Source organism: Telluria antibiotica, assembly GCF_011682055.1.
GTDB classification, from domain to species: Bacteria; Pseudomonadota; Gammaproteobacteria; order Burkholderiales; family Burkholderiaceae_D; genus Telluria; species Telluria antibiotica.
The window spans coordinates 511,781-521,620 of record NZ_JAAQOM010000003.1; the positions used below are offsets into that span (position 1 = coordinate 511,781).

The window sequence follows — 9,840 nt, forward strand, 5'->3', positions numbered from 1 at the left end:
GCCCATGACTTTTGCAAACCAACCGCGCCTCCTGTCGACGCCGCTCGCCGCGGCCCTGCTGCTCGCGGCGCTCGATGCGCACGCGGACCAGGCCGGCGTGCCGAACGCGGGCGAGCTCCTGCGGCAGGTGCAGCCGGCCGCGCCGGCGGCGCCGCCATCGAACCAGCCCGCGCTGCAGGTGCGGCAGGCGGACAGCGGCGCGACACCGGCATCGGTGCCGTTCGAAGTCAGGACGGTGCGCATCGTCGGCAATGCCGGCTTTTCCACCGACACGCTGCATGCGCTGGTGGCCGACGCGGAGGGGCGGACGCTGACCCTGGCGGCGCTGCAGGCACTCGCCGGCCGCATCACGGACTACTACCAGCGCCACGGCTTTCCGCTGAGCCGCGCGATCATCCCCGCCCAGAAGATCGCCGACGGCACGGTGACGATCCAGGTGCTGGAAGCGCGCTACGGCAAGGTCGCCGTGGACAACGGCAGCCGCGTGAACGACACGCTGCTCGCGGCCACCGCGGCCCCGCTGCAAAGCGGCCAGCCGATCGCGAACCGCGAGCTGGACCGCGTCCTGCTGCTGCTGTCCGACATCCCCGGCGTGACCGTGAACGCGGTGCTGAAGCCGGGCGCCGAGGTGGGGACGTCCGACATCGACGTCGTCATGGGCCAGAGCGCGTCGTCCGCCGCGACGCTGGCCGCGGACAACTACGGCAACCGCTACATCGGCCGCGCGCGCGTGGGCGCGTCGATCGACGTGTTCAGTCCCCTGCATCACGGCGACGTCCTCGGCATCAGCGCGATCTCGACCGGTACGGACATGAACTACGGACGCCTCGCCTACGACACGCTGCTGGATGGCGGCGGCGACCGCATCGGCGTCTCGTATTCGTTCGTGCACTACAAGCTGGGCGGAGAGGTCCGCGCGCTGGATGCGCATGGCACGGCCGGCGTCGCGAGCGCCTGGTTCAGGCATCCGCTCCTGCGCAGCAAGACGGCGAACGCGTACGTCCAGGCCCAGTATGACGACAAGCGCCTGCGCGACCGCGTCGGCGTCACCGACACCCGCACCGACCGCACCCTGGGCAACTGGGTGCTGACCTTGAACGGCGACGTGCGCGACGACGTGCTGGCGGGCGGCGTGACCGTCTGGAACATGGCGTGGACGGCGGGGCGTACAGGGTTCGACGCGGCGGCCGCCGGCACGGCGGACGCCGCGTCGGCGCGTACGCGCGGCGGATTCTCGAAGTGGAATGCGAACGTCTCGCGCATCCAGGGCGTGGGCGGGCACGACACGCTGTACCTGAACGCGGCCGCGCAATGGGCCGATGCGAACCTCGATTCGGCGGAAAAGATGACGGTGGGCGGACCATACACGGTACGCGCCTACGACGTCGGCGCGGTGTCGAGCGACACCGGCTGGTTCGGTTCGGCGGAGCTGCGCCACGACTTCGGGACGTCCGCGGCGGGGCGCTGGCAGGCCGCCACCTTCGTCGAGGGCGCCCACGTCAAGATCAACCGCCATCCGTGGACCGCGGCCGACAACACGGCCAGCCTGTCGGGTGCCGGCCTGGCCCTGATCTGGGACGGCCCGGACGGCTGGCGCGCCAGCCTGTCGGTGGCGACGCCGATCGGCGCCAAGCCCGCGCTGCTCGCGTCGACGTCGTCGGTGCGGGCCTGGGCCATCGTGAACAAGGCGTTCTGAGCGCGCGGCGCGGCCGGCGGGGTTACGTCTCCCGACCGGCCAGGCCACGGCTCCTTCCCGGCGCAGGGCGACGCCGTCGTCACCGGCCCCACGCTGACCCATGTGAACGACTTCCGGGCGATCCTCGTCGCGGAACGAGCCGCTGTCGCCAACATTAAATTCCTGTAATGAAGGTGAAATATTTGTCAACTAACCTCCGGGCATTCCGCGCCACGAGCGCGTTCCCTTGAGTGCATCCCGGAGAGTTGACGCATGAACCAGAACACCGACCTGTCCCGCCGCCGCCTGCTTCGCATGATGGGCGCCACGCCGATGCTGCCGCTGGGCGCCGGCGGTGTCGCTGCCCTGCTGGCTGGCTGCGGCGGCGGCAACGACACCCCGACGAGCACCGCGGCCACGCCGGCCGTGACCCTCGCGAGCGTCTCGTTCGGGTCGATGACGGCGCCCACGCTGGCTGCCGCGGCCGCGATGGCCACGACGTCGGTCGGCTCGACGATGACGGTCAACTTCAACGACAGCAGCAAGCTCGATTTCAAGCTGTCCTATCAACCGTTCTTCATCACGGGCGACATGGTCCCGAACGGCAGCGGCGGCACCATCCTCGCCGGCGGCTACTACGACATCAACAACAAGCCGATCGTCGACACCACGGTCGCAGGCAAGGAACGCCAGTTCTTCTCCGATTCGCCGGACGGCACGTCGCTGCTGACCGTGCCGAACGCGAACGTGGCCGGCGTGAAGGGCAATACGGTGTTTGCCGTCGTGCAGTTCGAGTACACGACGTGGGCCCAGGACGGCAAGACGGACATGTACGGCAGGCTGCCGTCGCCGATCGCCGTGCTGACGCTCGACCAGGACAAGACCACCGGCAAGCTGGCCCTCGTGAAGTACCATAACGTCGACACGTCCAGTGTGAACGGCCTCTGGATCACGTGCGGCGCCAGCCTGTCGCCGTGGGGCACGCATCTGTCGAGCGAGGAATACGAGCCGAACGCCTACCTCGCCGCCACCGACGCGCAATTCAAGGCCTTCAGCAAGAACCTGTACGGCGACGAGACGAAGGCGAACCCGTACAACTACGGCCACCTGCCAGAGGTGACGGTCAACCCGGACGGCACCGCCTCGATCAAGAAGCACTACTGCCTGGGCCGCATCTCGCACGAACTCGTGCAGGTCATGCCGGACAACCGCACCGTGATCATGGGCGACGATGCCACCAACAGCGGCTACTTCGTGTTCGTGGCCGACAAGGAAAAAGATCTGTCGGCGGGCACGCTGTACGTGGCCAAGGTCGGCACCGGTTTCTCGCTGGACCCGGCCGCCGCCGCCGCGCCGCTCACGTGGATCAAGCTGGGCTCCGCCACGAGCGCCGAGATCCGCTCGCTGGCTGCGTCGCTGAAGCCGGCCGACATCATGGACGTCAAGACGACGGATCCGGCCGACGCAACGTACACGAAGGTCGCCGCCAGCGGCCGCATCGAGTGGATCAAGCTGAACGCCGGCATGGAGAAGGCGGCCGCGTTCCTGGAGACGCACCGCTACGCGGCCCTCGTCGGCGCGTCGATGGGCTTCACGAAGATGGAAGGCACCACGGTCAACATCAAGGACAAGATCGCCTACTCGGCCCTGCAGAACTGCCAGGCCTCGATGGTGGCCGGTAACGCGCTGAACGTGCCGGGCAACGGCATCTCGATCCCGAAGGCCCTCGTCGCAGGCGCCGTCATGATGCTGAACCTGAAGGGCGGCCAGAAGGACACGGCCGGCAACGCGATCAACAGCGAGTGGATGCCGGCCGACACGAAAGCCCTGCTGGTCGGCGAGGACACGGCCACCGACGCGCTCGGCAACACGGCGAATCCGGACAAGGTGGCCAATCCGGACAACCTGAAGTTCTCGGAGAAGATGCGCACGCTGTTCATCGGCGAGGACAGCAGCCAGCACGTGAACAACTTCCTGTGGGCGTACAACGTCGACACGAAGCAGCTTTCGCGCCTCCTGTCCGTGCCGGCCGGCGGCGAGTCGACGGGGCTGCATGCCGTCGATGACGTCAACGGCTGGACCTACATCATGAGCAACTTCCAGCATCCCGGGGACTGGGGCGGGATCCACGCCAACGTCAAGGGGACGCTCGATCCGCTCATCAAGGCCAATTACAAGGACAAGTTCGGGGCGGCGGTCGGTTACCTGACCGGCGAGCTGGCCCAGTTCAAGCTCGCGAAAGCTTGATCTTTCGTAGGGTGGGCACCCCTGTCCCCACGCGTGACGGTTGCGTCATGTTGGCTTCCGCGCGGGCACGAGGTGCCCACCCTACCCGTAACGTGAACGCCAACACATGTTACGTCGGTGGCGTTTAAAACAACCCCACGAACTCCCGCGCCGCCGAAAACGGATCCGGCGCCTGCACCACGCTGCTGATCGCGGCCACCATGTCCGCCCCGCGCGAGACGAGTGGCCGCGCGTTCGTCGCCGTCATCCCGCCGATCACGACGACGGGCACGCACAGGCTGGCCTTCGCCTGCAGCACGATGTCCGGCGACGTCGTCACCGCATACTTTTTGACGAGCGACGGATAGAAGCCGCCGAACGCGGCATAGTTCGCGCCCTCGCCCTGCGCGCGGCGCGCCAGCTCCAGGTCGCCGTAGCACGAGGCGCCGACGATCTTGTCCGGTCCCAGCGTCGCGCGCACGGCCGCCACCGGCGCATCGAGGCCGCCCACGTGCACGCCGTCGGCATCGAGCTCCGTGCACAGCAGCACGTGGTCGTTGATCAGCAGGGGCCGGCCGTGGCGCCGGCACAGGCCGAGCAGGGCGGACGCCTGTTCGCGGCGCAGCTCGGGGCCCGCGTCCTTGTGGCGGTACTGGACGATGGCGGCGCCGGCGCGCAGCGCCTGCTCCGTCACGTCCAGCAACCGGTCGGTGTTGTCCCAGTTCGGGGTCACCAGGTACAAACCTCGCATGTCTTGTCTCCTCAGAGGTGGATGCGGCGCGGGACGCGCTGGCCGGGCGCGATCGCGTACGCGTGCGCGAGCGTGCGATCGCAGTAGCGCTGGCCCAGCTCGAGCGCCTGCGCCATCGAGTCGCCCAATGCCAGCCGGGCCGCGATGCTGGAGGCCAGCGTGCAGCCGCTGCCGTGGAATTCGCCGCGCAGCCGCGGCCAGCGCCATTCGCGTACGCCGGCGGCGCTGAGCCAGCGGTTGACGACGTCCGGGTCGTCGGCGTGTCCGCCCGTGACCAGCACATGGGGGCAGGGCAGGTCCTCGCCCGTCGTCGCGATGCACAGCGCCGCCGCTTCCGGCAGGTTCGGCACGACGAGCGTGGCCACGTCCAGCAGCGGCGCCAGCGCGGCCAGCGCGTCGCCGCGCGACAGATTGTCGCCGCGGCCGCTGGCCAGCACGGGGTCGAGCACGACCGGCAGCTCCGGCCGCAGCGCGCGCAGCATCCGCACGATGCCGGCGATGGCTTCCGCGTTGTCGCGGTTGCCGGGAATGCCGATCTTCACCGCGCGGATAGGCATCGAATCGGCCAGCAGCGCGGCCTGGCGCACCAGCAGGCCCGCGTCCACGGCGACGACCTCGTGCACGGCGTTGTTGTCCTGGACCGTCAGCGCCGTCACGAGCGGCAGCGCGTGCGCGCCCTGCGCGGACACCGCCTCGATGTCGGCCTGGATGCCGGCGCCGCCCGACGGATCGAGCCCGGCGCACACGAGCACGCAGGGCCGCAGTGACGTCTCCATCAGATGCGGCCCGCCATCGGCGACGACGGCGACGCCGCGAACTTGCGCGGCATCCGGCCCGCGAGATACGCTTCGCGGCCCGCTTCCACGGCCAGGCGCATCGCACCGGCCATGCGGACGGGGTCCTGGGCGCCGGCGATGGCGCTGTTCATCAGCACGCCGTCGCAGCCCAGCTCCATCGCGATGGCCGCATCCGACGCCGTGCCGACGCCCGCGTCCACGATCACGGGGACCTGGCACTGCTCGATGATCAGCGACAGGTTCCACGGATTCAGGATGCCCATGCCGGAACCGATCAGCGACGCGAGCGGCATGATCGCCGCGCAGCCGATGTCTTCCAGCATGCGCGCCTGGATCGGGTCGTCGCTGCAATAGACCATTACGTCGAAGCCGTCCCGCACCAGCTCGCGCGCCGCGACGAGCGTCTCCGGCATGTTCGGGAACAGCGTCTTCTCGTCGCCCAGCACTTCCAGCTTGACGAGCTTGTGGCCGTTCAGCAGCTCGCGCGCCAGCTGCAGCGTGTACACGGCGTCCTTCGCGTTGTAGCAGCCGGCCGTGTTCGGGAGGATCGTCCAGCGCGACGGCGGCACCACGTCGAGCAGGTTCGGTTCGTTCGCGTGCTGGCCGATGTTCACGCGGCGGATGGCCACCGTGATGATGTCGGCGCCCGACGCTTCCGTCGCCGCGCGCGTCTGTTCCAGGTCGCGGTATTTGCCGCTGCCCACCAGCAGGCGCGAGTTGTATTCCTTGCCGGCGATGACCAAAGGCCGGTCCGCCTGGGTCGTACTTGTGGTCGTACTTGTCATGTTTTGCTCCGTATCGTTGAGGATCAACCGCCGCCGATCGCGCGCACCACGTCCACGCGGTCGCGCGCCTGCAGGCGCGTCTCGCGCCAGCGCTCGCGCGGCACGACCTGGCGATTCACGGCCAGCGCGAGCTTCTGTCCCGCGAGGCCGAGCGACTCGACGAGATCGTGCAGGCTGGACTCGGCGGGCAGCTGGTGCGCGGCGCCGTTCAATTCGATGTCCAGCACGGCGTCACTCCTTGTGATACAGCTCGGCGCCGCGCTTCATGAATTCGACGGCCTTCACCTGCATGCCCTGTTCCAGCGCGGCGTTCGCGGCGATGCCCTGGCCGGCCGCATAGTCGCGCACTTCCTGCGTGATCTTCATCGAGCAGAAGTGCGGGCCGCACATCGAGCAGAAGTGGGCCACCTTGGCGGAATCCTTGGGCAGCGTCTCGTCGTGGAACGAGCGCGCCTTGTCCGGATCGAGGCCGAGGTTGAACTGGTCTTCCCAGCGGAATTCGAAGCGCGCCTTCGACAGCGCGTTGTCGCGGATCTGCGCGCCCGGATGGCCCTTCGCGAGGTCGGCCGCATGCGCCGCGATCTTGTACGTGATGATGCCGTCCTTGACGTCGTCCTTGTCGGGCAGGCCCAGGTGCTCCTTCGGCGTCACGTAGCACAGCATCGCCGTGCCGTACCAGCCGATGTTGGCGGCGCCGATGCCGGACGTGATGTGGTCGTAGCCAGGCGCGATGTCGGTGGTCAGGGGGCCCAGCGTGTAGAACGGCGCCTCGTGGCACTGCTCCAGCTGCAGGTCCATGTTTTCCTTGATGAGCTGCAGCGGCACGTGGCCCGGGCCTTCGATCATCACCTGCACGTCGTGCTTCCACGCGATCTGCGTCAGCTCGCCGAGCGTCTTCAGTTCGGACAGCTGGGCTTCGTCGTTGGCGTCGTAGATCGAGCCGGGACGCAGGCCGTCGCCCAGGCTGAACGCGACGTCGTATGCCTTCATGATCTCGCAGATGTCTTCGAAGTGCGTGTACAGGAACGATTCCTTGTGGTGGGCGAGGCACCACTTGGCCATGATCGAGCCGCCGCGCGAGACGATGCCCGTCAGGCGGTTCGCCGTCATCGGCACATACGCGAGGCGCACGCCGGCGTGCACGGTGAAGTAGTCGACGCCTTGCTCCGCCTGCTCGATCAAGGTGTCGCGGTAGATTTCCCACGTCAGGTCCTCGGCCTTGCCGTTCACCTTCTCCAGCGCCTGGTACAGCGGCACCGTGCCGATGGGGACGGGGCTGTTCCGGATGATCCATTCGCGCGTCTCGTGGATATGCTTGCCCGTGGAGAGGTCCATCACGGTGTCGCCGCCCCAGCGCGTGGCCCACGTCATCTTCTCGACTTCCTCGCCGATCGACGACGTCACGGCCGAGTTGCCGATGTTCGCGTTGATCTTCACGAGGAAGTTGCGGCCGATGATCATCGGTTCCGATTCCGGGTGGTTGATGTTGTTCGGCAGGATGGCGCGGCCGCGCGCGATCTCGTCCCGCACGAACTCCGGCGTGATCTCACGGGGGATCGCGGCGCCGAACGACTGGCCCGGGTGCTGGCGGCCGATCATCTGCGCCATGCGCTTGCCCGTGGGGCCCGCGGCTTCCATCGCCGCGAGGTAGTCCTGGCGGCGCAGGTTTTCGCGGATGGCGACGTATTCCATCTCGGGCGTGATGATGCCCTGGCGCGCGTAGTGCATCTGGGTGACGTTGCGCCCTAGCACGGCGCGGCGCGGCTTGCGCTGCAGGTTGAAACGCAGCTCGGCCAGCTTCGGATCGTTCAGGCGTTCGACGCCGTAGTGCGACGTCGGGCCGGCCAGTTCTTCCGTGTCGCCGCGCTCGCGGATCCAGTCGGCGCGCAGCGGGGCCAGGCCGGAGCGGATGTCGATGGCGGCGTCGGGATCGGTGTACGGGCCCGACGTGTCGTAGACCCACACGGGCGGATTCGGTTCCGCCCCGAACGACGCGGGCGTGTCGGACTGGGTGATCTCGCGCATCGGTACGCGGATGTCCGGGCGGCTGCCCGTCACGTAGACCTTGCGGGAATTGGGCAGCGGCGCGACGGCGGCGGCGTCGACGGTGGCGCTGGCGGAGAGGAATTTCGGATCGGCGTTCAAGTGCACTCCTTGTTGGTCACTAAAGATCGGCGATCCAGCAGAAGGAGGTGCAAAGATGCGGGCAGATGAAGTTGCGCGCGGAACTCTGTAGCTTCCCTTCGCTGGCATTATCCAGATCAGGTTCGGAGGGTATTTCTCACCCACGCCGTCGATGACGGTGCAGGACCCCTAGCATTGGTGCCGCCCCGATGGCCGGAGCGACGGGACGGAGTGTACGCAAGTTTTCCCGGAATGGCAAACGGGAACTGCCGGACGGGATTGGTGCATACTAGCGGGTGTACTCGCCCCCATATCGACGAAGCGACCCATGGCCACCCTGACCCATCTGCTGCTGTACCCGATCAAATCCTGCGCCGGCATCGCCGTCCGCTCCGCCACCGTGCTCGAATCCGGCTTGTCCGCGCTCGGCGTGCACGACCGCGAATGGATGCTTGTGACGGAAGACGGCCGGTTCCTCACGCAGCGCGAGCACCCGCGTATGGCGCTGATCCGGCCGCTGCCCGATGGCGGCCAGCTGCGCGTCCATGCGCCCGGCATGGACGAACTCGTGCTGCCGCTGGCGTGGACCCATGCGACTGCCGAGCGCACCGTCAAGATATGGGACGACACCGTCGACGCCGCCGATTGCGGCGACGCTGCCGCGAACTGGTTCTCGGCCGCGCTGGGCACGCCGTGCCGCCTCGTGCGCTTCCCCCGCGATGCCGTGCGTCCGACGAGCACCAAGTGGACGAACGGCGTGCCGGCGCAGACGCGCTTTTCCGACGGCTATCCGCTGCTGCTGATCGGGCAGGCGTCGCTCGACGACCTCAACGCGCGCCTCGTCGCCGCGGGGCGGCACGCGCTGCCGATGGACCGTTTCCGCCCGAACCTCGTCGTCGACGGCATCGATGCCTGCGAAGAGGATTTTCTTGCCGCGCTGACGATCGACGGCGTCGAGATCCACCCCGTGAAGCCGTGTGCGCGCTGCCCGATCCCGTCGGTCGACCAGGCGACGGGCATCCCAGGGCCGGATCCGCTCGACATCCTCCAGACCTACCGCGCCAATCCGCGCATGGAAGGCGCCGTGTGCCTGGGCATGAACTGCATCGTGACGGCCGGTGCGGGTAGCGAATTGCATCTGGGGCAGGAACTGGAGACGGAAATCGCGTTCTGACTTCCGCGTGGGCACGGGGTGCCCACCCTACGTACTGGAAACTGGAATCGCCTTCCGACTTCCGCGTGGGCACGGGGTGCCCACCCTACGTACTGGAAACTGAAATCGCCTTCCGACTTCCGCGTGGGCACGGGGTGCCCACCCTACGTACTGGAGACGGAAATCGCCTTCCGACTTCCGCGTGGGCACGGGGTGCCCACCCTAACGGTCATTGCAGAGCGGCCGCCCCGGGGCATGAAAGAATACAGGGTGGAAGGCTGGCGATAGAGGTCGAGCATTAATCGTGGAGGTAAATCCCCGACCCTAAC

Annotated in this window: 8 protein-coding genes and 1 riboswitch; of the genes, 3 read left to right on the top strand and 5 right to left on the bottom strand. The window is 68.0% G+C overall.

The window, feature by feature from the left end; translation table 11 throughout:
* The first annotated feature begins 4 nt into the window (after positions 1 to 4).
* Both HAV22_RS07560 and HAV22_RS07565 read left to right on the top strand, forming a co-directional pair.
* Positions 5 to 1,696 carry a ShlB/FhaC/HecB family hemolysin secretion/activation protein gene (locus tag HAV22_RS07560; protein ID WP_229421123.1) on the top strand — a complete coding sequence of 564 codons (1,692 nt, stop codon included), beginning with the start codon at positions 5 to 7 and terminating at the stop codon, positions 1,694 to 1,696.
* A 252-nt stretch (positions 1,697 to 1,948) separates the two neighbouring features.
* Positions 1,949 to 3,922 carry a PhoX family protein gene (locus tag HAV22_RS07565; protein ID WP_166858093.1) on the top strand — a complete coding sequence of 658 codons (1,974 nt, stop codon included), beginning with the start codon at positions 1,949 to 1,951 and terminating at the stop codon, positions 3,920 to 3,922.
* A gap of 124 nt (positions 3,923 to 4,046) precedes the next feature.
* Here HAV22_RS07565 and thiE read toward each other — a convergent pair whose 3' ends face one another.
* Genes thiE through thiC form a run of 5 tightly spaced genes read right to left on the bottom strand, consistent with a single transcriptional unit; the run spans position 4,047 to position 8,379 of the window.
* Entirely contained in the window at positions 4,047 to 4,652 is a 606-nt protein-coding gene (gene thiE / locus HAV22_RS07570; RefSeq protein ID WP_166858095.1) for a thiamine phosphate synthase, read from the bottom strand.
* 11 nt (positions 4,653 to 4,663) lie between these two features.
* Positions 4,664 to 5,428 (bottom strand): bifunctional hydroxymethylpyrimidine kinase/phosphomethylpyrimidine kinase, encoded by a 765-nt coding sequence (gene thiD / locus HAV22_RS07575; RefSeq protein WP_166858097.1) that lies wholly within the window; start codon positions 5,426 to 5,428, stop codon positions 4,664 to 4,666.
* Positions 5,428 to 6,234, bottom strand: coding sequence for a thiazole synthase (locus HAV22_RS07580; protein WP_166858099.1), 807 nt, complete (start codon positions 6,232 to 6,234; stop codon positions 5,428 to 5,430). Before HAV22_RS07580 ends, thiD begins: the two co-directional genes overlap by 1 nt.
* A gap of 23 nt (positions 6,235 to 6,257) precedes the next feature.
* The gene (thiS, locus tag HAV22_RS07585; protein ID WP_166858100.1) at positions 6,258 to 6,461 is read right to left on the bottom strand and encodes a sulfur carrier protein ThiS; all 204 of its coding nucleotides are present in this window, start codon (positions 6,459 to 6,461) and stop codon (positions 6,258 to 6,260) included.
* A gap of 4 nt (positions 6,462 to 6,465) precedes the next feature.
* The gene (gene thiC / locus HAV22_RS07590; protein ID WP_166858102.1) at positions 6,466 to 8,379 is read right to left on the bottom strand and encodes a phosphomethylpyrimidine synthase ThiC; all 1,914 of its coding nucleotides are present in this window, start codon (positions 8,377 to 8,379) and stop codon (positions 6,466 to 6,468) included.
* A 76-nt stretch (positions 8,380 to 8,455) separates the two neighbouring features.
* Positions 8,456 to 8,559, bottom strand: a riboswitch (TPP riboswitch).
* 127 nt (positions 8,560 to 8,686) lie between these two features.
* Between thiC and HAV22_RS07595 the strand changes: the two genes are divergently transcribed.
* On the top strand, positions 8,687 to 9,532 hold the full coding sequence (locus tag HAV22_RS07595; RefSeq protein ID WP_166858104.1) for an MOSC domain-containing protein: 846 nt from the start codon (positions 8,687 to 8,689) through the stop codon (positions 9,530 to 9,532).
* Positions 9,533 to 9,840: the final 308 nt, after the last annotated feature.

Bases quoted from the DNA above. Each gene is read 5' to 3' on its own strand.
- thiE (WP_166858095.1), bottom strand. From the start codon at position 4,652: ATGCGAGGTTTGTACCTGGTGACCCCGAACTGGGACAACACCGACCGG.
- HAV22_RS07580 (WP_166858099.1), bottom strand. From the start codon at position 6,234: ATGACAAGTACGACCACAAGTACGACCCAGGCGGACCGGCCTTTGGTC.
- HAV22_RS07560 (WP_229421123.1), top strand. From the start codon at position 5: ATGACTTTTGCAAACCAACCGCGCCTCCTGTCGACGCCGCTCGCCGCG.
- HAV22_RS07595 (WP_166858104.1), top strand. From the start codon at position 8,687: ATGGCCACCCTGACCCATCTGCTGCTGTACCCGATCAAATCCTGCGCC.
- thiD (WP_166858097.1), bottom strand. From the start codon at position 5,428: ATGGAGACGTCACTGCGGCCCTGCGTGCTCGTGTGCGCCGGGCTCGAT.
- HAV22_RS07565 (WP_166858093.1), top strand. From the start codon at position 1,949: ATGAACCAGAACACCGACCTGTCCCGCCGCCGCCTGCTTCGCATGATG.